This is a genomic window from Klebsiella sp. OBRC7 (assembly GCF_000293135.1).
Classification (GTDB): domain Bacteria; phylum Pseudomonadota; class Gammaproteobacteria; order Enterobacterales; family Enterobacteriaceae; genus Klebsiella; species Klebsiella michiganensis.
In genome coordinates this window covers 20,062-41,442 of the sequence record NZ_ALNJ01000138.1, presented here as the reverse complement: position 1 = coordinate 41,442, position 21,381 = coordinate 20,062, and the positions used below count along the sequence as shown (strand labels likewise).

At 59.4% G+C, this 21,381-nt stretch carries 19 protein-coding genes and 1 pseudogene; 13 read left to right on the top strand and 7 right to left on the bottom strand.

Going from position 1 to position 21,381, the window contains the following annotated elements; translation table 11 throughout:
- Positions 1-11 precede the first annotated feature (11 nt).
- The gene (gene fbpC, locus HMPREF1144_RS26080; RefSeq protein ID WP_004848124.1) at positions 12-1,058 is read left to right on the top strand and encodes a ferric ABC transporter ATP-binding protein; all 1,047 of its coding nucleotides are present in this window, start codon (positions 12-14) and stop codon (positions 1,056-1,058) included.
- A gap of 89 nt (positions 1,059-1,147) precedes the next feature.
- Here fbpC and mmuM read toward each other — a convergent pair whose 3' ends face one another.
- Both mmuM and mmuP read right to left on the bottom strand, forming a co-directional pair.
- Entirely contained in the window at positions 1,148-2,080 is a 933-nt protein-coding gene (gene mmuM / locus HMPREF1144_RS26075; RefSeq protein WP_009654511.1) for a homocysteine S-methyltransferase, read from the bottom strand.
- On the bottom strand, positions 2,067-3,473 hold the full coding sequence (mmuP, locus tag HMPREF1144_RS26070) for an S-methylmethionine permease (protein WP_009654516.1): 1,407 nt from the start codon (positions 3,471-3,473) through the stop codon (positions 2,067-2,069). Before mmuP ends, mmuM begins: the two co-directional genes overlap by 14 nt.
- Positions 3,474-3,753: 280 nt before the next feature.
- On the opposite strand from mmuP, the gene eat reads away from it, so the two are divergent.
- The 3 genes from eat to eutC are packed head-to-tail and all read left to right on the top strand — an operon-like array spanning position 3,754 to position 7,306.
- Positions 3,754-5,133: an ethanolamine permease gene (eat, locus tag HMPREF1144_RS26065; RefSeq protein ID WP_004129501.1), complete on the top strand. Its 1,380-nt coding sequence runs from the start codon at positions 3,754-3,756 to the stop codon at positions 5,131-5,133.
- A gap of 11 nt (positions 5,134-5,144) precedes the next feature.
- Positions 5,145-6,533 (top strand): ethanolamine ammonia-lyase subunit EutB, encoded by a 1,389-nt coding sequence (locus tag HMPREF1144_RS26060; protein ID WP_009654513.1) that lies wholly within the window; start codon positions 5,145-5,147, stop codon positions 6,531-6,533.
- Positions 6,530-7,306: an ethanolamine ammonia-lyase subunit EutC gene (gene eutC, locus HMPREF1144_RS26055; RefSeq protein ID WP_004848116.1), complete on the top strand. Its 777-nt coding sequence runs from the start codon at positions 6,530-6,532 to the stop codon at positions 7,304-7,306. Before HMPREF1144_RS26060 ends, eutC begins: the two co-directional genes overlap by 4 nt.
- Before the next feature lie 260 nt (positions 7,307-7,566).
- On the opposite strand, the pseudogene HMPREF1144_RS33840 reads toward eutC, so the two are convergent.
- Positions 7,567-7,644 (bottom strand): annotated as a pseudogene (locus HMPREF1144_RS33840) (hypothetical protein); the annotation flags it as partial.
- 183 nt (positions 7,645-7,827) lie between these two features.
- On the opposite strand from HMPREF1144_RS33840, the gene HMPREF1144_RS26050 reads away from it, so the two are divergent.
- From HMPREF1144_RS26050 to HMPREF1144_RS26030, 5 genes are all read left to right on the top strand, one after another.
- On the top strand, positions 7,828-8,934 hold the full coding sequence (locus tag HMPREF1144_RS26050; RefSeq protein ID WP_024359092.1) for an ABC transporter substrate-binding protein: 1,107 nt from the start codon (positions 7,828-7,830) through the stop codon (positions 8,932-8,934).
- Between the two features lie 153 nt (positions 8,935-9,087).
- Positions 9,088-9,987, top strand: coding sequence for a branched-chain amino acid ABC transporter permease (locus tag HMPREF1144_RS26045; RefSeq protein WP_004099333.1), 900 nt, complete (start codon positions 9,088-9,090; stop codon positions 9,985-9,987).
- A complete protein-coding gene (locus tag HMPREF1144_RS26040; RefSeq protein WP_004848115.1) occupies positions 9,987-11,036 on the top strand; it encodes a branched-chain amino acid ABC transporter permease in 1,050 nt (349 codons plus the stop codon). The genes HMPREF1144_RS26045 and HMPREF1144_RS26040 overlap by 1 nt, the downstream gene beginning before the upstream one ends.
- The gene (locus HMPREF1144_RS26035) at positions 11,023-11,805 is read left to right on the top strand and encodes an ABC transporter ATP-binding protein (protein WP_004848113.1); all 783 of its coding nucleotides are present in this window, start codon (positions 11,023-11,025) and stop codon (positions 11,803-11,805) included. Before HMPREF1144_RS26040 ends, HMPREF1144_RS26035 begins: the two co-directional genes overlap by 14 nt.
- Entirely contained in the window at positions 11,798-12,493 is a 696-nt protein-coding gene (locus tag HMPREF1144_RS26030) for an ABC transporter ATP-binding protein (RefSeq protein ID WP_004848112.1), read from the top strand. The genes HMPREF1144_RS26035 and HMPREF1144_RS26030 overlap by 8 nt, the downstream gene beginning before the upstream one ends.
- 107 nt (positions 12,494-12,600) lie before the next feature.
- Here HMPREF1144_RS26030 and HMPREF1144_RS26025 read toward each other — a convergent pair whose 3' ends face one another.
- Complete coding sequence (locus HMPREF1144_RS26025; protein ID WP_004129481.1) at positions 12,601-12,783, bottom strand: hypothetical protein; 183 nt, start codon at positions 12,781-12,783, stop codon at positions 12,601-12,603.
- Between the two features lie 679 nt (positions 12,784-13,462).
- Between HMPREF1144_RS26025 and HMPREF1144_RS26020 the strand changes: the two genes are divergently transcribed.
- Genes HMPREF1144_RS26020 through HMPREF1144_RS26005 form a run of 4 tightly spaced genes read left to right on the top strand, consistent with a single transcriptional unit; the run spans position 13,463 to position 16,526 of the window.
- The gene (locus HMPREF1144_RS26020) at positions 13,463-14,272 is read left to right on the top strand and encodes an ABC transporter substrate-binding protein (protein ID WP_004099328.1); all 810 of its coding nucleotides are present in this window, start codon (positions 13,463-13,465) and stop codon (positions 14,270-14,272) included.
- 13 nt (positions 14,273-14,285) lie between these two features.
- A complete protein-coding gene (locus tag HMPREF1144_RS26015) occupies positions 14,286-15,104 on the top strand; it encodes an amino acid ABC transporter ATP-binding protein (RefSeq protein WP_004848104.1) in 819 nt (272 codons plus the stop codon).
- A complete protein-coding gene (locus HMPREF1144_RS26010) occupies positions 15,101-15,853 on the top strand; it encodes an amino acid ABC transporter permease (RefSeq protein ID WP_004848103.1) in 753 nt (250 codons plus the stop codon). Before HMPREF1144_RS26015 ends, HMPREF1144_RS26010 begins: the two co-directional genes overlap by 4 nt.
- Positions 15,843-16,526, top strand: coding sequence for an amino acid ABC transporter permease (locus tag HMPREF1144_RS26005; protein WP_009654512.1), 684 nt, complete (start codon positions 15,843-15,845; stop codon positions 16,524-16,526). The genes HMPREF1144_RS26010 and HMPREF1144_RS26005 overlap by 11 nt, the downstream gene beginning before the upstream one ends.
- Before the next feature lie 27 nt (positions 16,527-16,553).
- On the opposite strand, the gene HMPREF1144_RS26000 is transcribed toward HMPREF1144_RS26005, so the two are convergent.
- The 3 genes from HMPREF1144_RS26000 to HMPREF1144_RS25990 are packed head-to-tail and all read right to left on the bottom strand — an operon-like array spanning position 16,554 to position 21,370.
- Positions 16,554-17,258: a molecular chaperone gene (locus HMPREF1144_RS26000; protein WP_004848099.1), complete on the bottom strand. Its 705-nt coding sequence runs from the start codon at positions 17,256-17,258 to the stop codon at positions 16,554-16,556.
- Positions 17,227-18,855 carry a fimbrial adhesin EcpD gene (ecpD, locus tag HMPREF1144_RS25995; protein ID WP_009654522.1) on the bottom strand — a complete coding sequence of 543 codons (1,629 nt, stop codon included), beginning with the start codon at positions 18,853-18,855 and terminating at the stop codon, positions 17,227-17,229. Before ecpD ends, HMPREF1144_RS26000 begins: the two co-directional genes overlap by 32 nt.
- Positions 18,845-21,370 carry a fimbrial biogenesis outer membrane usher protein gene (locus tag HMPREF1144_RS25990; RefSeq protein ID WP_032748159.1) on the bottom strand — a complete coding sequence of 842 codons (2,526 nt, stop codon included), beginning with the start codon at positions 21,368-21,370 and terminating at the stop codon, positions 18,845-18,847. Before HMPREF1144_RS25990 ends, ecpD begins: the two co-directional genes overlap by 11 nt.
- Positions 21,371-21,381 lie beyond the last annotated feature (11 nt).

Here is a 21,381-nt window from a genome sequence, read left to right as displayed (position 1 = left end):
TGGAGCGCTCTATGAGTCAGAAAAATTTTGTTGAGCTGCGCAACGTCACCAAGCGATTCGGCAGCAACATGGTTATCGACAATATCAATCTCACCATCCCGCAGGGGCAAATGGTGACGCTGCTCGGCCCTTCCGGCTGCGGCAAGACCACCATCCTGCGCCTGGTCGCCGGGCTGGAAAAACCGAGCGAAGGGCAGATTTACATTGACGGTGAAGACGTCACCCATCGCTCCATTCAGCAGCGCGATATTTGTATGGTGTTTCAGTCGTATGCTCTGTTCCCGCATATGTCGCTGGGGGACAACGTCGGCTACGGACTGAAGATGCTCGGCGTGCCGCGCGGCGACGTCAAAGCGCGGGTGAAAGAGGCGTTGGCGATGGTGGATCTGGAAGGATTCGAAGACCGCTATGTCGATCAGATCTCCGGCGGCCAGCAGCAGCGCGTGGCGCTGGCGCGCGCCCTGATCCTCAAGCCGAAGGTGCTGCTGTTTGATGAGCCGTTAAGTAACCTCGACGCCAACCTGCGGCGCAGCATGCGCGATAAGATCCGCGAACTGCAAAAGCAGTTTGATATTACCTCGCTGTACGTGACCCACGATCAAAGCGAAGCCTTTGCGGTTTCCGATACCGTGCTGGTGATGAATAAGGGGCATATCATGCAGATCGGCTCGCCGCAGGATCTTTACCGCCAGCCCGCGTCGCGCTTTATGGCGAGCTTTATGGGCGATGCCAACCTGTTCCCGGCCGCCTTCAGCGAGGGTTTCGTCGATATTTATGGCTATCGGCTGCCGAGGCCGCCGCATTTTGCCGCCCACGGCGAGGGCAGCGTCGGCGTCCGCCCGGAGGCGATCACCCTGAGCGATCGCGGCGATGAGAGCCAGCGCTGCACGATCCGTCACGTGGCCTATATGGGGCCGCAGTACGAGGTGACGGTAGAGTGGCACGGGCAGGAAATTTTGCTGCAGGTGAATGCGACGCGGCTGCAGCCGGACGTCGGCGAGCATTACTATCTCGAAATCCACCCGTACGGGATGTTTGTGTTAGCGGATGCCGGATGATTGATGCCGGGTAGCGCTTGCGCTTACCCGGCCTACGATTCGTGCACGTTGTCCGCCGGGTAAGGCATCAGCCGCCACCCGGCGTAAACTCAACGCCGCGCGTTCAGTTCGGCAATATCCTGCGGCGTCGTGCGGCAGCAGCCGCCAATCAGCTTCGCCCCCGCCGCCAGCCACTGGGGTAAATATTCCGCCAGCGTTGCACAGGCTTCGCCGTGGTGATGCCAGGACTTGGATACCGGGTCATAGTGCTCCCCGGAATTAGGATAAACCACCAGCGGCAGCGCCGTCAGGCTATGCAGATGCGCCAGCGCGGCGGTGGTGTTCTCCAGCGCGATACAGTTAATGCCCAGCGCCACCACCTGCGGATAGTTTGCCAGCACCCCAACCACTTCCCGCAGCGGCGTGCCGTCACTGAGATGCTGCGCATCGCGGAGGGTAAACGAGAACCACGCCCGCGCGCGCGGATAGGCGGTCAGTAGCTCCGCCAGCGCCTTCATCTCGGCGAAGTTGGGCATCGTTTCGCAGGCCAGCAGATCGGCCCCGGCATCGAGCAGCGCTTCCACGCGCGGACGATGAAACGCCTGAAATTCCTCATCGCTGCGGAGATAATCGCCGCGATACTCCGAGCCGTCCGCCAGGAAGGCGCCGTACGGCCCGACTGAGCCGGCAACCAGCAGCGCGCCCGCCAGCGGGTTTTCCGCCAGATACGCCTCCCGCGCCTTGCGGGCCAGCTCAACGCTTTTGCCGATCAGCGTTTTCGACTGCGCTTCATCAAGGCCGCGGGCGGCAAAACCTGCCGGAGTGGCCTGATAGCTGGCGGTGATCGCCACCTGCGCGCCGGCGCGGAAATAGTCGAGGTGAACTTCGCGGATAAGCTCCGGGTTGTCGACCAGCACTTTCGCCGACCACAGGCTGTCGGCAAGATTGCAGCCGCGCGCTTCCAGCTCCGTCGCCATCGCGCCGTCCAGCAGGATAAAGGGCTTTGCCTCAAGGAGGGCGGTTAACGGATTATTCTGCGACATGTTGAGGCTCCTGGGTGAATTTCCGTGAACGAGTCAGATAATACGCACCATAACACAGTGCCACGAACGGGATCCCGCACCACAGCGCAATCCTCTGACTCGGGTCAAACGCCAGACCCACACAAGCCACCAGGCAAAGCACAAATCCCAGCGCCGGCACCAGCGGATACCACGGCGCGCGGTAGTGCAGTTCGCTTAGCGCCTTCCCCTGCTGCAGATGACGGCGGCGGAACATAAAGTGCGAGGCGCAGATGCTCAGCCATACCGCCACCACCGCGAAGCCGGAAATCGCCGACAGCGCAACAAACACCGTATCCGGGGCCACGACGCTGGAGAAGAGCGCCAGCACGCCGCCGAGCATGCTCACCGAAATCGCCGTCAGCGGCACGCCGTTTTTAGTTAATTTAGTAAAACAGGCCGGCAGCGTTTTTTCATTGGAGAGCGACCACAGCATCCGCCCGGAGGCGTAGAGGCCAGAGTTGGCCGCCGACAGAATCGCCGTCAGGATCACAAAGTTAAAGATATCCGCCGCGTAAGGGATCCCCACCTTTTCGAACACCAGCACAAACGGGCTTTTCTCGACTCCCGCCTGCTGCATCGGGATCAGCGCCGCCAGCACGAAGACGGTACCGATAAAAAAGATAATCAGCCGGGCGATGGTGGTGCGAATGGCCACCGGAATGACTTTGTGCGGATTCTCCGTTTCCCCCGCCGCGATGCCGATAAGCTCGGTGCCGGAGAAAGCGAAGTTAACCGCCACCATGGTCATCAGGATCGGCAGACCGCCGTGCGGGAACCAGCCTTCGGCGGTGAGATTGCGCAGCCCCGGCGCCGGGGAGCCATCCTGCATCGGAATGATGCCGAAGATCGCCGCCCCGCCGAGAATAATAAAGGCAATAATAGTGACCACCTTCACCAGCGAGAACCAGAATTCACCTTCGGCAAAGAAGCGGGTGGAGATAACGTTGAGGGCGAAAATCACCGCGCAGAACACCACGCACCAGACCCATACCGGCACCTGCGGGAACCAGTACTGCATGCAGAATCCGGCGGCGGTGAAGCTTGAGCCAAGCGCCACGGTCCAGGTCAGCCAGTAAAGCCAGGCGACGGTGTACCCGGTCGCCGGGCCGAGATAGCGCGCGGCGTAGACGTGGAACGCCCCGGTTTCCGGCATCGCCACCGAGAGTTCGCCCAGACACTGCATCACCAGCCAGACCACCAGCGCGCCAATCAGATAGGCCAGCAGCGTACCCGCCGCTCCGGTGGTGGAGATGATATAGCCGGTATTAAAAAATAGCCCTGTGCCAATAACGCCACCCAACGACAGCATGATCAGGTGGCGGGTCTTCATGGTGCGCTTAAGCTGCCCACCTTGTTGTTGTGTTGTTTGCATTTGACCTCATGGGCGTATAGACATCTAAACATCCAGATAAGAGATTCCTTATACCCCGCCTGTCGCCAAATTGCAAAGCGGCCTGGCGCGATGGCGCAAAAAAGAAGCTGGCGCCAGTAACGCCACATTTGCGGGCAGCTGCACCACGGCGACTCTCCCGCCGGGCGCGGTCTGCACCTTTTTTGATCCTCGTTGGCGTAAACCGCCGCGTTTATCGGTGGTATGCCCTGGCATTCTCTTTGCAACCCTCCCGATATCTTTATCGGGCGAGGCAACGAACATGACAGAGCAAACCACAACGCTAAAAAGAACGCTCGGCAGTTTCCGCTTATGGGGGATCGCCGTTGGACTGGTTATTTCCGGAGAGTATTTTGGCTGGAGCTACGGCTGGTCCCAGGCCGGGACGCTGGGCTTTATGATCGTCGCGCTGGCCATCGCCGCGATGTACTGCGCCTTTATTTTTAGCTTTACCGAGCTGACCACCGCCATTCCGCATGCGGGCGGGCCTTTTGCCTACGCCTACCGCGCCTTTGGCCCGACCGGCGGATTTATCGCCGGCTTCGCGACCCTGATTGAATTCGTCTTCGCCCCGCCCGCCATCGCCATGGCCATCGGCGCCTATCTTAACGTGCAGTTTCCGGCGCTCGACCCCAAATGGGTGGCCTGCGGCGCCTACATCATCTTTATGACGCTGAATATTCTCGGCGTGGGTATCGCCGCGACCTTTGAGCTGGTGGTGACGTTATTAGCGATTTTCGAACTGCTGGTGTTTATGGGCGTTGTCGCGCCGGGCTTCTCCTGGAGCCACTTTACCGCTAACGGCTGGGCGGGCGCGGAGAGCTTCAGCGGCCTGGCGCTGCCGGGGATGTTTGCCGCCATCCCGTTCGCTATCTGGTTCTTTCTGGCGATTGAAGGCGCATCGATGGCCGCCGAAGAGGCGAAGGATCCGCAGCGCACCATTCCCCGGGCGCTGGGCGGCGGCATCCTGACCCTGACCGTGCTGGCGATTGGCGTGATGATTTTTGCCGGCGGCGTGGGCGACTGGCGAACCCTGGCCAATATTAACGACCCGCTGCCGCAGGCGATGAAAATGGTGGTCGGCAACAGCAGCGGCTGGCTGCATATGCTGGTGTGGCTGGGGCTCTTCGGCCTGGTGGCCTCATTCCACGGGATTATCATGGGCTACTCGCGGCAGATTTACTCGCTGGCGCGCGCGGGCTATCTCCCCGCCAGCCTGGCGACGCTGAACCGCCGCACCCGCACGCCGCATCTGGCGATCCTCGCCGGGGGCGTGGTGGGCATCGCCGCCATTTTCTCCGATTCGCTGATCACCATTAGCGGGATGCCGCTGACCGCCTGTATCGTCACGATGTCGGTATTTGGCGCTATTGTTATGTATATCACCTCGATGGCGGCGCTGTTTAAACTGCGCCGCAGCGAGCCGAAGCTGATTCGACCGTTCCGCGCGCCGCTCTATCCGTGGGCTCCGGCCTTCGCGCTGGCCATGGCGGTACTCTGCCTGGTGGCGATGGTCTGGTATAACACCCTGCTGGCGCTGATTTTCGCCGCCATGATGCTCGGCGGCTACCTGTGGTTTCGCAAGACCGCAGCGGCCCGCCAGCGCGCGGCGGTGGATCCGCAGCTGCGTACGGTCTCCTGAGGAGGCGACACATGTATAAAACCACGCTATCGGGCCAGGTATGGCGTTTTGATAGTCTGAAAACCTTGATGGCGAAGGCCTCTCCTGCGCGTTCCGGCGACGCGCTGGCGGGCGTTATCGCCGGCTCCGCTGAAGAGCGGATGGCGGCAAAAATGGCGCTGGCGGAGGTTCCTCTCACGGAGATTCTCGATAATCCGCTGATTCCCTACGAGCAGGATGAGGTGACCCGGCTGATCCTCGATACCCACGACGCCCGGGGCTTCGCAGCGATTCGCCATCTTACGGTCGGCGATTTTCGCGACTGGCTGCTCGACGACGCCACCGATGAAGCGGCGCTGCGCCAGGTCGCCCGCGCGATAACCCCGGAGATGGCCGCCGCGGTCAGCAAGCTGATGCGCAATCAGGATCTGATCCTCGCCGCCAGCAAATGCCGGGTCGTCACCCGTTTTCGCAACACTATCGGCCTGCCGGGGCGCCTGAGCGTGCGCCTGCAGCCCAATCATCCGACCGATGATATGAAAGGCATCGCCGCCAGCATGCTCGACGGCCTGCTGTACGGCGCCGGGGACGCGGTGATCGGCATCAATCCGGCCAGCGACAGCTTGCCGGTGCTGGCGCAGCTGAACCATATGCTTGACGATATTATTCAGCGCTTCGCCATCCCCACCCAGTCGTGCATTTTGACCCACGTCACCAACACCCTGCAGCTGATTGAGCGCCGCGCGCCGGTGGATCTGGTGTTCCAGTCGGTGGCCGGTACCGAAGCCGCCAACAGCGGTTTCGGCATTAATCTGGCGCTGCTGCAGGAAGCGCGGGAAGCGGCGCTTAGCCTGAACCGCGGCACGCTGGGCAACAACGTGATGTATTTTGAAACCGGCCAGGGCAGCTGTCTTTCCGCCAACGCCCACCACGGCGTTGATCAGCAGACCTGCGAAGCCCGGGCCTATGCCGTCGCCCGCCATTTTGAGCCGCTGCTGGTCAATACGGTGGTGGGCTTTATCGGCCCGGAGTATCTGTACGATGGTAAGCAGATTATCCGCGCCGGGCTGGAAGATCACTTCTGCGGCAAACTGATGGGGCTGCCCATCGGCTGCGACGTTTGCTACACCAATCACGCCGAAGCGGATCAGGACGATATGGATACCCTGCTGACGCTGCTCTGCGCGGCCGGGCTGACCTTTTTGATCGGCGTTCCGGGGGCTGACGATATTATGCTTAACTACCAAAGCACCTCGTTCCATGATGCCCTTTACGCCCGCCGTCTGCTGGGCTTGCAGCATGCGCCTGAGTTCGCCGACTGGCTGACGAAGATGCAAATTATTGACCGCCACGGCGCGCTGCGTCTGACCGATGCCCGCCATCCGCTGCTTTCCGTCCTGCCGCAAGGAGAACCGGTATGAATCCTCCCGACGCCTGGAACCCGCTGCGTGAATTTACCGATGCGCGGATTGCGCTGGGGCGCAGCGGCGCCAGCCTGCCGACCCGCGAAGTGCTGAATTTCGGCCTCGCCCACGCCCGGGCGCGCGATGCCATTCACCAGCCTTTCGCCAGCGACCAGTTAGTCCAGCCGCTGGCGGAGCTGGGGCTGTCGACGCTGACCGTGCGCAGCGCCGCCAGCGATCGCCATGTCTATCTGAATCGCCCGGATCTTGGGCGACAGCTGAACGAAGAGAGCCGCGCCGACCTCGCCGCCAGCGGCGCGCGTCCCGCCGACCTGCTGCTGGTGATTGGCGACGGGCTGTCGTCGTACGCCGTGCAGCGCCAGGCGGTGCCGCTGATTAGCGCCCTGCTGCCCTATCTAAAAACCCTCGGCCTGAGCCTGGCCCCGGTGGTGCTGGCGCACCAGTCGCGGGTCGCGCTGGGCGATGATATCGGCGAAACGCTGAAGGCCAGAGCGGTGGCGATATTGATTGGCGAAAGGCCCGGGCTCTCCTCGCCGGATAGCCTCGGGGTGTATTTAACCTGGCAGCCGCATCGACAGCGGCTGGAGTCGGAGCGCAACTGTATTTCTAATATCCGTCCGGAAGGGCTGAGCTTTGATGCCGCCGCATTTAAGCTGGCCTGGCTACTGGAGCAGGCCTTTTTGCGGCGGCTTACCGGAGTGCGCCTGAAAGATGAAAGCGATAATCCGGCGCTGCATGGAAAAATAAAACCGTTGAGCCAGTTAAAATAATAATTCACGCGGGCAGCAGAATAGATTTTTAATATTATCGGGCGCACCTGGATATTATATTCGGGCGCGCGCTGAAATTGCGGGTTTTCCAGGCCGGGTAAGGCGTCAGCCGCCACCTGGCAAAATGCGTTCACCGTATCAAAAACAGTATTTTCATCAGCCTTATGCCCTTTCCTGCAGGTAATAAGAATATTGCATGAGTAAAAACGAAACGGACGTTGTAAGGTAATTCTGCGCATTAAATATATCTCGTTATCTATTCAACATAACAGCCAATAATTCGCCGGATATCCTGGTGAATTATGTCTCAATGTTATGCAGTCATTGATAGTTAAAGATATACCCAAAATAATTCGAGTTGCAGGAAGGCGGCGACGCAGTGAATCCCCAGGAGCTTACTGAAGTAAGTGACTGGGGTGAGCGAGGAAAGCCAACGCACAAGCAACTTGAAGTATGAAGGGTATAAATAATCGACCGACGGTGAGGTAACAATGAACAAGTTTTCCGGGAAAGCGTCTTTAATGGCCACGCTGGTTGCCGCGTGGGTCGGTGCCAGCAGCGCGCAGGCGGCTGAAATTAAAATCGGCGTGGTATTGCCACTGAGCGGCGCGCTGAGCGGCTACGGTCAGCCGTCGCAAAAAGGACTGGATATTATCCAGAGCATTACGCCGACGTTAAAAAACGGCGACACCGTGAAGCTTATCGTGATTGACGATAAGAGCGACAAGGTCGAAGCCGCTAACGCCATGCAGCGCCTGGTCTCCAGCGATAAAGTCGACGCGGTGATCGGCGAAGTCACCTCCTCCAATACCCTGGCGATGACCAAAATCGCCGACGACAGCAAAACGCCGCTGGTCTCCTCAACCGCCACCAACGACCGCGTCACCCGCAACCATCCTTACGTCAGCCGGGTCTGCTTCTCCGACAGCTTCCAGGGCGTGGTCGGCGCTAACCTCGCCTCGCGCGATCTGAAGGCCAAAACCGCCGCCATCGTTTTCGACAGCAGCAACGACTACTCCGTCGGTCTGGCGAAGGCCTTCCGCACGCAGTTCCTGAAAAACGGCGGCACCATACCTATCGAAGTTCAGGCCCCCGGCGGCAGCAAAGACTTTAAGGCCCAGCTGGCCAGCGTGAAGGCGAAGAACGTCGACATGATCTACATGCCGATCTACTACACCGAAGGGGCGCTGATCGCCGTACAGGCGAAGCAGCTGGGGCTGAGCAAGCCGGTGGTCGGCGGCGACGGGCTGGCGGCAGATCAGGTCTTTTTTGACGTCGGCAAAGACGCGGTCAACGGCTATATGACCACCGACTACTACTCGCCGAATGCTAAAGAGCAAACGCCGGCGGGCGAGGTGTTTATCAAAGCCTGGGAAGCCAAATACCAGCAGCCGACCCACACCTGGGGCGCGATGGCGGCGGACGCCTATAACGTCATTATCAACGCCATGAACCAGTGCAGCGACCCGCACGACCGGGTTTGCGTTAACGAAAAAATTCGCGCCACTAAGGACTTCCAGGGCGTAACCGGCACGCTGACGTTACAAAACGGCGACGCTATCCGCAGCGCGGTCATCAACGAAGTGAAGGATGGCAAGCTGGCGTTTCGTACCGTGGTTAATCCTTAACCCCGTCATACTTCAAGTTGCATGTGCGCTGGCTGTGTTACTCGGCTCATCCATGAGCCTCGCTCCTATAGGGCCAGCGCAAGCGCTGTTCAAAACGGTTAACCGTTTTGTCCTGCAACTCGAATTATTTAGGGAAAATAAGAGAGATATCAGATGGATGGTGCCATTTTTCTCCAGCAAGTGGTCAATGGAATGAGCCTTGGGGGCATGTACGCCCTGATTGCCATCGGTTATACGATGGTTTATGGGGTGCTGCGCCTGATCAACTTCGCCCATGCGGACGTAATGATGGTCGGGGCGTTTACCACCCTGTTTTTGTTTTCTTCCATTGGGCTACCCTTCGGGGTAGCCGTTTTCCTGACCCTCGCGCTGTGCGGCCTGTTCGGCATGCTGATCGACCGGGTGGCCTATCGCCCGCTGCGTCAGGCATCAAAAATCTCCATGCTGATCACCGCCATCGGCGTCAGCTTCTTCCTCGAAAACCTGTTCAACGTGCTGTTTGGCGGCAGTTCGCGCTTCTTTTCCGCACCGGAATTTTTCAACAACACCCGCGCCTTTGGTGACGTGATTATCACCAACGTGGCGTGGATCGTGCCGCTGATCACCGTCCTGCTGCTGCTGGCGATCCTCTGGCTGCTGTACCGCACCCGCTACGGGATGGCGATCCGCGCGGTAGCCTTCGACGTTAATACCGTGCGCCTGATGGGCATCGACGCCAACCGCATTATCTCGCTGGTATTCGCCCTCGGCAGCAGCCTCGCGGCGCTGGGCGGGGTGTTCTACTCCATCAGCTACCCGACCATCGACCCGCTGATGGGCGTGCTGATCGGCCTGAAGGCCTTCGCCGCCGCGGTGCTCGGCGGAATCGGCAGCGTCACCGGCGCGGTGCTCGGCGGCTTTATTCTCGGCTTTACCGAGGTGGTGGCGGTCGCTCTGTTTCCCGAGCTGGGCGGTTACAAAGACGCCTTTGCCTTTATGTTCTTGATTCTGGTCCTCTTGTTCCGCCCGGTTGGCATTATGGGCGATGAACGTCTGGAAAGGAGCCGTTTCTGATGCTCAACGCTACGACTACCGCCGGGGCGCAGCTGCGCAACCTGGTCATTATTGCTCTCTGCGTCGCGCTGCTGGCCGGGATCAACGTCGTCTTCAACGACTACATTATTCGCGTCATCAGCACCATTTTCGTCTTTATGATCCTCGCGGTCAGCTATAACCTGATCAACGGCGTGACCGGCCAGCTGTCGCTGGAGCCCAACGGCTTTGTGGCGGTCGGCGCTTACGTCACCGCCCTGCTGATCCTCCCCAGCGACAGCAAGCTGGATATGTTTGAGATGGCCGCCCCCAGTCCGTGGATCCTCGTGCTGCACGCCGGGTTCCTGCCCGCGCTGCTCATTAGCGGCCTGTGCGCGGCGGCGCTGGCGGTTTGCCTTGCCCTGCCGGTCTTCCGCGTGCGCGGCGACTACCTGGCGATTGTGACCCTCGGCTTCGGCTTTATCATTAAAATCCTCGCTATCAACAATCCGCAGATCACCAACGGCGCGATTGGCCTCAACGATATTCCGCAGCAGCCGCATCTCCTGTTCTGGTGCGGGCTGTTCGCCCTGCTGGCGACCGGGATGATTTTGCAGCTGGTGTGGTCGAAGTACGGGCGAATGATGAAAGCGGTGCGCGACGACGAAGACGCCGCTATCGCCATGGGCGTGAACACGTTTCGCATTAAAACCTGCGCCTTCGCCACCAGCGCCTTCTTCGAAGGGATCGGCGGCGGCCTGCTGGCCTCGCTGCTGACCACCATCTCGCCGGGCCTTTTCGACTTTATGCTCACCTTCCAGCTGCTGATTATTATCGTGCTCGGCGGCCTGGGCAGCACCACCGGCGCGCTGCTCGGCACCGTACTGGTGGTCGGCAGCGGCGAGTGGCTGCGCTTTCTCGACCAGCCGCTCCAGTTCTTCGGTCACGATCTCGGCGCGTATCCGGGCCTGCGGATGGTGGTGTTCTCGCTACTGCTGCTGATCATCATGCTGTTCGCCCGCGAAGGTCTGCTGGGCAAAAAAGAGATTTGGCAAGTGGGTAAAAGGGGCCGCGGCTATGGCGCAAAATAAGGTCATTTTACAGGTGCAGGACGTGACCATGCAGTTCGGCGGCCTGCGGGCCATCGACAGCGTCAGTTTCCACGTCGACGAGGCGGAAATTTTTGGCCTGATTGGCCCCAACGGCGCGGGCAAAACCACAATGTTCAACGTCATCACCGCCAACTATAAGCCGACCAGCGGCAGCGTGACCCTGGCGGGAAAGTCGCTGAAGGGGCTGAAGCCGAACCGGGTGGTCAACGCCGGGATCGCCCGCACCTTTCAGAATATCCGCCTGTTCAACTCGATGACGGTATTAGAAAACGTGATGGTCGGCCTCGACAGCGCCAGCCGCTATTCGCTGCTGGAAGCGGCGCTGCATATTGGCCGCTACTTCCCCGCCGAGCGGGCAGCAAAGGCCAAAGCGATGGCGATTCTGGACGATATCGGTATCGCCCATTTCGCCAACGTGCAGGCCACCAACCTCAGCTACGGTAACCAGCGCAAGGTGGAGATCGCCCGCGCGCTGGCGACGTCGCCAAAATTGCTGCTGCTCGACGAGCCCGCCGCCGGGATGAACCCGAAAGAGACGGAGGATCTGGCGGATCTGATCTTCCGCATGCGTAACGACTATCAGCTCAGCGTACTGCTGATCGAGCACGATATGCCGTTCGTCAACAAGCTGTGCGAGCGGGTGATGGTGCTGGAGTACGGCAAACCGCTGTTTAGCGGCCTGATGTCCGAAGCCATTCAGGATCCGGACGTGATTTCCGCCTACCTGGGGGACGTTCGTTATGCTTAGCGCGCGCGAGTTAAAAGTGTTTTACGGCGTGATTCAGGGGCTGAAAGGGGTGGATATTGATATTCACGACCGGGAGATTGTGACCCTTATCGGCAGCAACGGTGCCGGGAAAACCTCCACCCTCAACGGGATCGTCAACCTGGTGCGTTCCACGGGGCGGGTCAATTTTCTCAACGAGGATATTTCCCGCAGCCAGACGCATCAGATTGTGCGTAAGGGGCTGGCGCTGGTGCCAGAAGGACGGCGCATCTTTACCAACCTGACCATCGAAGAAAATCTGCGCATGGGGGCCTACAACAATCTCGCCGGCTTTACCCGCCTGCGCGATCGCATGTACAGCCTGTTTCCCCGGCTGAAAGAGCGGCGCAGCCAGATGGCGGGAACCATGAGCGGCGGCGAGCAGCAGATGCTGGCGATCGCCAGAGCGTTGATGAGCGAGCCGGTACTGCTGATGCTCGATGAGCCAAGCCTCGGCCTGGCGCCGAAAATTGTCGGGGAGCTGTTTGCGACGATTAAGCAGCTGCGGGAAGAGAATATTACCGTGCTGCTGGTAGAGCAGAACGCCACGGCGGCGTTGACCATCGCCGATCGCGCCTATGTGCTGGAGAATGGGAAGATTATGCTCTCTGGTCCGGCGCCGGAGGTGCTGGCGAATCCGGAAATCAAACGGATGTATCTGGGGGGATAAAGCTGTTCAGGGCTGCGGCTTCGCTTCCTGCGTCGCCGCAACCGCAAACAGCCTCGCGCTACACAAAGCACACCTCGTTCCAGTAGGCTTCACGCGTCCTGCGCCGCTCAGTATGTTTTATCATGGCGAAACCACCTTGTTTCAACGTTGCCGAGCTCAATTCCGTAGAGACTGGCGACCGGTAATATTGCCTCCATGATGCGTTGGGTATCCTGCTGACCGGCTTCACCGCCGGATCCAGATAAAGAAGCCAGCCAGCCCGTTATGCGTTGCCACAGCGCCACTTTCATTTTTCTCCTCCGTCGGGAAGCATTTTTGCCTGTGTCTATTTCAACCACAGTTGACGGCGGCCGGGAAATATCAATTCCGGATTTGTAATTCTGTGGGATGCATATTGGGGCCTTTCCCGGATTGCGACGTAAACGTCTTATCCGGGCTACTTTTCCTCGGTTTGGTAGCCCGGACAGGCGCGTCAAGCGCCGCCTCCGGGAAAGCGTGCAGGGGTTCCGTTCACTATTATTCCGCAGAAAATGTCTCAACGTGGTAGGTGAACGGGTAAAGGGGGAGAAAACCGTCTCCCCCTTTACAATCCCCGCGGTCCCGCAAAGAAATCGGTGCTGCGCACTGCGCTCACCTCCCGGTCCTCAGCCTGCGGTCGGCTCAACTCGACATCGCTGTCTCGATTCGCCTCTGGCCGCCATCCCTGGCGGCCAGCCCTTGTCTTCCGACCTCCGGTTCGCCGATTTCAGCGGGCACCAGGGCATCGCTGCGAGTCTTGTAGTTTCAGAAAGACACCAATAGCTGACGGAATGTCTCCCAGTTTGGTAGCACAAAGCCAGGTAAACAATATCCACAACTTTGTTAAGTTCTTTTTCGTTATAGATAAGAACTTTTTCTTCTTTGCCGCCGACGGGCGATTTGTGGGAGCGTGATAAACACAAAACAAAACAGGGATTCAGGGGAATAACAATGCGCATTGCAAAAACAAAAATCGCGCTGGCGCTGGGCATGCTGGTGCTCGCCGCGCAGGCTCAGGCCGATCAATTAGCCGATATCAAAGCCGCCGGCGTGGTCAAAGTCGCCACCTTCGACGCCAACCCGCCGTTCGGCTCGGTAGACCCGAAAACGCATAAAATCGTCGGCTACGACGTGGACTTCGCCGAAGCGCTGGCAAAATCGCTCGGCGTCAAGCTGGAGCTGGTCGCCACCAACCCGGCCAACCGCATTCCGCTGCTGCAATCCGGTAAGGCCGACCTGATCGTCGCCGATATCACCATCACCCCGGAACGCGCCCAGGTGATTGATTTCTCAACACCTTACTTCGTGACCGGCCAGCAGTTCCTCGTCCCGGCAAAATCGCCGGATAAGCTCGATGACTACAGCAAAGCGCGCATCGGCGCGGTAAAAGGCACCACCGGGGAGCAGGCGCTGCATCAGCGTTTCCCGCAGTCGCGCGTGCTCTCTTATGACGATATTCCGCTGGCGCTGACCGCCCTGCGTAACGGCAACGTGCAGGCCATCACCCAGGACAGCACCATCCTCGCCGGACTGCTGGCAGAAGCGCCGGACAAAGCTAACTTCAAAATCATCCCCGACCTGCTGAGCAAAGAAGAGATTGGCGTCGGCGTGAAGAAAGGGGAACCGGCCCTGCTGAAAGCGGTAAATGACGAGCTGGTCAAGCTGGAAAAAAGCGGTGAAGCGGCCAAAATCTACGACGTCTGGTTTGGCCCGAGCACCAAAACCCCGCAGCCGCGCGCCTTTACTATCGAAGCGAAATAAGCAGAGAAAGATGATGTTATCGGCTCTATTTTCACGCTCCGCGGCATCGTCCGCGGATTTTTCGCATCTGCAGCGCGCCAGCATTGAGTTTCGCGATGTCGCCAAAAGCTACGGCGACCATCGGGTGCTGAACGGCGTAAATTTACAGGTTGAACCCGGCGAAGTGGTGGCGATCCTCGGCCCTTCGGGATCCGGCAAATCAACCCTGATCCGCCTGATCAATCAGCTGGAATCCCTTAGCGGCGGCGAAATACTGATCGACGGCAAACCGACGCGCCAGCTTACCGGCAGCGCCCTGCGCCAGCTACGCAGCCGGGTCGGCTTTGTTTTTCAGCAGTTTAATCTCTACGCCCATCTGACGGCGCAGGAGAATATTACCCTCGCGCTGGAACGCGTTCACGGCTGGAGCAAAAACGCCGCCCGCGAGCGCTCGCTGGCGCTGCTCAGCCAGGTTGGCCTGGCGGATAAAGCCCGGCAGATGCCTGCCCAGCTCTCGGGCGGTCAGCAGCAGCGGGTGGCGATCGCCCGCGCCCTCGCCTCCTCGCCGCAGATCATTCTATTCGATGAACCCACGTCGGCGCTGGACCCGGAGATGATCGGCGAAGTGCTGCAGGTCATGAAAACCCTCGCCCACAGCGGGATCACCATGGTGGTGGTGACCCACGAGATGCAGTTCGCCCGCGAGATTGCCGATCGGGTGGTGTTTATCGACGGCGGCGATATTCTCGAAGTCGCGCCGCCGGCCGAGTTTTTCGCCCGGCCGCAGCACGCCCGCACCCGCCGTTTCCTGCAGAAGGTGCTCGATCCGCTGCACCAGGAGAGTGAGGCGTGATCCCACATCTCGACTGGCATGGCGTGCTGAGCGGGCAGCCGCTGCAGTGGATCATCTCCGGTTTTCTCACTACCGTCTGGGTCAGCGTCGCGGGGATGATTCTGGCGACCGTGCTGGCCATCCTGCTGCTGGCGCTGCGTCTCGGGGGCGGCAGGCCCGGCCGCTGGCTGGTAGCGGCCTGGGTTTCACTGTTCCGCAATACGCCGCTGCTGGTCCAGCTGCTGTTCTGGTATTTTGCCGCCTGGAATCTGCTGCCGCTGGGGGCGCGAGATTTTATCAACGACGACCACAGCTGGTCGATTCTGCCGGGCAACGTCTGGTGGCTGACGCCGGAGTTTCTCTGCTCAATGTGGGGACTCGGGGTCTTTACTTCGGCGTTTCTGATCGAAGAGATCGCCTCCGGGCTGCGCGCCGTTAGCCACGGCCAGCGGGAAGCGGCGCTGTCGCAGGGGTTTACGCCATGGCAGGAGCTGCGCCACATTCTGCTGCCGCAGGGGCTGGCTAACGCCTGGCAGCCGATTATCGGCCAGTATCTGAACCTGATGAAGCTCTCCTCGCTGGCGAGCGGTATCGGCTTCGCCGAACTGACCTATCAGGTACGGCAAATCGAGAGCTACAACGCGCATGCGCTGGAGGCGTTTGCCGTCGGCACCGCGCTGTATCTGGCGCTTGGCGTACTCATGGGCGTGGCGCTGACGCGTCTCGGTCCGGGAAGAGATCAGCAAAGGAGAGCCGGCTATGAACGCTAACCTGGCGGTTATTGTCGATAACCTCGATTATCTGCTGTGGGGACGGCTGGCGGACGGTATTCCCGGCGGCGTGGTGCTGACGCTGCTGATGGCTATCGGCGCCGCCGCGCTGGCGCTGCCGGGCGGCGTGCTGCTGGCGGCCATTGCCTGGCGCTACGACGGGATCGTGCGGCGGCTGCTCTTCCTGTGGGCGGAGATTATTCGCGGCATCCCGCTGATCTTCGTCATTTTCTGGCTGTGGTATCTGCTGCCCATGCTCACCGGCAGCGATTTGCCGGGCGCGGTCACCGTCACGGTGGCGCTGGCGTGGTTTACCGCCGCGTCGGTGATGCACTCGGTGCTGGCGGGCCTGCAATCGCTGCCCCGCGGGCAGTATGAAGCGGCGCTGACCCAGGGGTTTTCCCCCGGACAGGCGCTGCGCCTTATTCTGCTGCCGCAGGCTCTGCGCAACGTTCAGCCGTCGCTGGTCGGGATATTTATCGGCCTGCTTAAAGACACCTCGCTGGCGTTTATCGTCAATGTGCCGGAACTGACCACCGTCGCCGGGCAGGTCAATAATCGGGTGCAGATTTACCCGCTGGCGATATTTGTCTTTACCGGCGCGGTTTATTATCTGCTGTGCTGCGGCCTGAGCCTGCTGGCGAACCGCCGCTATGCCGGGCGCGCGGCTTAGCGACGAAGCGCGAAAAAAGCTGCCCGGTTACTTCACCGGGCAGTCTTTGGTCATTTTTATAAATTTGTCGTTATAGATGATGTAGTGGTTCCCCGGTTGGCGCAGCGTGGCCTGGCGGACAACGTCCCCCGGCCGTAAATACCATGCATCCCCTTCCTCTTCCGTCGTATCGCACCCGGGTTTAATCAGCAGCTTAAACCAGGTATTTCCGGTATTGCTGACGGTGCCCGCCGCCCGATCGTAGGCCCACTTGAACCGTACCTCGCGCGGGCGCACAACCAGAATCGTGTCCATCACCACCACCGGATCCATACTCACTTCCGTCCCGCTTTGATTACGCATCACGTAATTGCGGGTGGGTATTTCACGAAAGGAGACCCGGTAATAGCGCTCACGGTCATCTTTCGGGCCGTGGTAGTAAAACTTAAAATACTCGCTCTCCCCGGCCTGCAGGGTAAGCTGACGCGGGGCAAACAGCAGCTCGCCGTCCGCCGGACGGGAGCGCACCTCTTTGCCGCCGGGGCGGTCGATAGCGACAATAGAGACCCGATACAACCGGGCGCTTTTATTGTTATTAATTACCCGCTTAGACGCGAAATTATCTTCCGCCGCCAGCGAGAAGGTTAAATTCCCCACCGAGATAGCCTGCGCTGCTGTCGCCAGTCCCAGCGACAGCAGGCAGATCAGCATCCGCAGCAAATTAGTTAATGTTACGCCACGTCGCCTGGACATGAATTTCTCCTGAAGCACTCACTTCACCAAACCAGCCGTTATCTTCCACCGTGCGCAGCGATATCGCATTATCCATCGGGATGGAAAACTTCACCGTCGTTTTGTCCATCTGTCCCACGTCGCCGGAAATATCCGTCCACGGCGTGGTTAACCACAGGGCATCGGTCATATCGCGCCAGGTATCATCGCATCCGGCGTCATACGTTTTGATAGCCCCTGTCTGGGTGGTAAACGCCAGCGTCGCCGGGAACGGCACCTTCGCCGTGCCGTCGGGTGAACTAAAAATACAGTATGAGCGCCCGCCAATAACCTGTGCCGGGCCGGTAACTTTAATCAGCACCTCGTCGGCGGCGGTCTTACCGCTGGTCGTCACAATATAGCCGAAATCCAGCGACGGCTCGCCGCTGCCCACGTAGCCCTCGCGGGTCGGCGCCGAGGTGTACTCATCGGAAATAATGCTGATGCTGAAATCGCGCGGTTTAATAATCAGCGTGTTGGACGTGGAAAACTCATACCAGCCTGACTCCGGCGAGGTGGTGTTATAGAAACGGAAATTAAACAGGTCTTTGGTATTCACGTCGCTGATTCCGAGATCCACCATCCGCTTAAAAAAGTTGCTTGAGAAGAATACGTAGATTGAATCAGAGGACTTCATCTCATTAAACGTATAGTACTGAGAGATGCCGCTCACCGGCTTCCATGAGTTGCCGTTGAGGCTGAACTGCATATCGTAGCTATTCACCGAAGACGCCAGCGACGCATTGCTGATCGCCGGAAAAATATGAATGGAGACATTACTCAGGCCATTGTGCTGCAAATTGTAGTTCACCATTTTACAAGCCAGCCCGGAGCGGGCACCGATGGTCTGCGTGCGGCAGTCGGCGTTGCCCTCGCCCAGCGTCGGGACCCCGTCGCTGTTGATAAACACTTCCGCCAGCGCATGGGTGTTAATCAGCTTCAGGTTTGCCGCTTTGGTATGGGTGACTTTACGCACGTACCAATAGCCGGAGTTTTGATCTTTGCAGCGACCACCGCTGCTGGCATCGTAGACTGCCGGGGTCATGCAGGAGTTGATGGTCATCGAGAAGCTGCTGCCCACCGACATCTGCTGCAGATACTGGTAGAAAGAGTCGGACATCATCCCGTGCATCCACTTTTGCCCGCCGCTGGTCACCGTAGCGCCGTAGAAGCCGTTGGCGTCGGTAGTTTGCGGCTGAATCAGGCTGGTGGCCATATCGCAGCCCGCATACCAGTTGATACAGCGCAGGCCGAGTAAAGGGTGCGAAGCCGGCGAATTTTCCAGCCACATATCGTAAAGCCAGTTAGCGTACATCCCGGAATTGTAGCCATTATCGATATAGCCAAGGCTCTGCTGATAAATGGTGCCCGAGCCGTTATATTTCAGCCCGGTCCAGCGGTTGGCTCCGGTCATGCGCGGGTCCAGCGCGCCGCCCGGGGTGACGAAGAAGTTATCGTCCGAGTTGTTTTCCACGAAAACAAACTGCATGGCCGCCGCATCGGGCCAGACGGTTTTATTCGGCATCGCGTACAGCGATGCCGTGAACATCACTAAGCATGCCAGCCATTTAGCTTTCATTACCTTCTCCTGTCTGCTGCGTGCGGGCATAGGTGGAGAGGCCGCTACAGACCACATCGCCCACCCACACCGCGCCGCGCGCCTGGCTCAGCTCCAGCGCCACTTCGCAGCTCTGGTTTTTACCGTAACTGAAATCGATGGTGGGATATTTTTTATCCACGTCCATCACAAACTCACCGTTCTCATCGGTGCGGGTACGACCGATATGGTTATTAATCCGCGCGTTAGCCAGCAGCGTGCCGTCTTCCGCGCGGATACGCCCGGAGACCGTCACCATCTGCTTCACTTCCGGCTCAATCACCGCCACGTTGCCCGGATAAAGGGTCAACTGGCTCTTACGCCCGGTCACGATATCGTAGCTGTCGAGCGAGTTTTTACTGTTCTGCAGCTCCACTTCATAGCGGCTGTACGGCGACAGCGGCAGGTAATTACGGTTACCGGAGAGCTGAACAATACGGCCGTTCACCTTAGCGCTCAGCTTGCCGTCGTCTTCAAGACCGGTTTTGAAAATCACCCCGGCATTGCCGTCGGTACGGCCGCTGGCGGCAATATTTTTCCCCTGCCAGCCCACGCTGCCGTTGGCGGTCAGGTTGGTGTTCACATAGCCATCCACGCCGCTATTCACATTCAGCGTACCGGTGGAGTAGCGGGTATCAAACTGGGCATACGCGCCGCCGCTGAGGGTTTTGTCATCACCGGTGTCGCCGGAAATCGCTCGTGAAACGTTGGCGCCGATGGTGCGAATGCTGCCTTCATCAAACTGTTTACGCGCCGACAGGTTGGCCATGGTGTAACCGTTCTGGTGCGTCATCCCGGCGCTGAACCAGTTGCCGAGCGGCAGCGAGAAATCGAGCGCAATATATTTCCCGGTGCTGGCGCTGCTGTCGCCGTTATTAAAGCGCTGTACGCCCGCGCGCAGGCCCAGCGATCCCCATGAGCCGGTGTAAAGCGTCTGGTAGTAATCCGCCGTGTAGTAGTGGCTGTTATAGCGGCGGTCGTCGTTATAGCTAATGCTGAAGGTACCCAGCTTTGACCAGAGTGAATTGAGGTTCAGCGTGCCGCCGATGGCCCGGTTGTCGGCATTACTGCGCCGTATCCGGTCGCCAATCTGCGTTTTTTCCTGGTTGACCCACACCGAACTAAAGCCGCCGGGCAGCGTGGCGCTGATACTGCCGATGCTGCTCCAGGAGCTGTCGCTGGCCAGCATATTCTGCAGGTTCACGTTAATGGACTCGGTGATCGGCAGGGTCAGGCGCGTCTCGGCGACGGCGTTGTTATCGTAACCGTAGCCGGTCGCCGCCCAGCTTAAGGTGCTGAGCGACCCGGAGGCCGATGCGCCCGCCAGCCAGCTGTCTTTTGCCGGCAGCGTCTTTTTACCGCTTTCGGACCAGCGGTCCATATGGAAGCTACCGCCCCAGAACTGCCAGGCCAGCGGCGCGCCGGCGCCGCGTCCGCGGCTGAACAATTTATTGACCCGCTGGGTACGCTTGCTGACCACCCGGCCGTTCACAATCACTTCAACATCGACATCATAAATCCCGTACGGCAGGCCGCGGGTGTCCACTTCATGGTTACCCATGGCAAAGTTCTGCACGCTCATCAGGCGTCCGTCGCGGGTCAGATGGACTTCCCCGGCGGCGGGTAAAAAGGCGACCACCGGCGTGGCCGACTGGGTGTTATCGAACACCGTCGAACTGGCCTGGTTGCCCCAGGAAGCGCCGTAGATCTTCCCTGCCGAAACGGCGGTCATCGGGCCCAGGGACTGTAAATTCCAGGTATCCAGCATCCCGCCCGCAAAGCGGTGACCGGCAAAGTCGCGTTCATACATCGCTTTATAGACGTCGCTGTCCTGATTGCCGGAGCCAATACCGTAAAGTGAGCCGTCCAGCACCACGTGGTGCTCGCGCAGCGCGGTGACGTTGTTCAGCGACAGATAGCTGGAGGTGTTATTGCCGCCGTTGCGCATCTGGTTGTTATAGACCCCGAGGTTATAGTTCAGGGTGCTGCTAAGGGTGTTGACGCTGGACTGACCGATATCTTCGCTGCGCGAGCGCAGCACCGTACCCAGCGCCTCTTTTTTTACCACCAGCTGCAGAAGCAGCTGGCGCAGGCTGAGCTGTAGCCGGGCATCATCCGTCAGGCTAATGTTAAGATCTTTGCTGAAAGCTTCATTGGCCAGCGCGGTCAGCTGTTTGCGGGTCTGCTCGCTGACGGTGGCGTTATTATCGTTTTCTTCCAGCTGAATCTGGCGAACGCGCAGTACGCCATTATCCAGCCAGATAAAGGCATTGCCGATCCGCTGATCGTCCTGGGTACCGGTGCTGCCTTCAAGATGAATAAACAGTGGGATGCTCATTCCGTCCTGCAGCGCCTGGCTGAAGGCCTGAGGGATAATCACGCCGCCGATTTGCTGTACTTTGTCGGTGGCGGCAGTGACGCTAAACGGAACCAGCAAAATGACCATGCCGGAGGCAAGGAGTGTTTTTAATCCTGGAGCGTTCCCTGGTAGAGCCATAATGTTGATCC